We start from the raw sequence: 376 nt of genomic DNA on the forward strand, positions 1-376 counted from the left end.
GGCTTTCAGGGCCTGTTGAGCTGCCTGCATGATCGGGGCATCACCGTCTTTGATCCGGCTATCGGTTTCGTCCTTGCTGTAGGCGCCGACATCGGCGGCAGTCAGGGCAATGTCATTGACCAGCTCTTTGTCGTTGATACGGCGGGTTAACGGCACCTTAGTGTCCGCCACTTTCATGACTTGCGTATCGGTTTCTTCCTTGCTGTAGGCGCCGACATCGGCGGCAGTCAGGGTAATGTCATTGACCAGCTCTTTATCATTGACACGGCGGGTCAGAGGCACTTTGCTGTCCGCGGCTTTCAGGGCCTGTTGAGCTGCCTGCATGATCGGGGCATCACCGTCTTTGATCCGGCTATCGGTTTCGTCCTTGCTGTAG

Annotated in this window: 1 pseudogene; it reads right to left on the reverse strand. The window is 56.6% G+C overall.

Annotation, left to right across the window (positions count from 1 at the left end):
- Positions 1-376 (reverse strand): annotated as a pseudogene (locus Xbud_RS20055) (hypothetical protein); the annotation flags it as partial.

The sequence above is a fragment of the Xenorhabdus budapestensis genome, from assembly GCF_002632465.1.
GTDB classification, from domain to species: domain Bacteria; phylum Pseudomonadota; class Gammaproteobacteria; order Enterobacterales; family Enterobacteriaceae; genus Xenorhabdus; species Xenorhabdus budapestensis.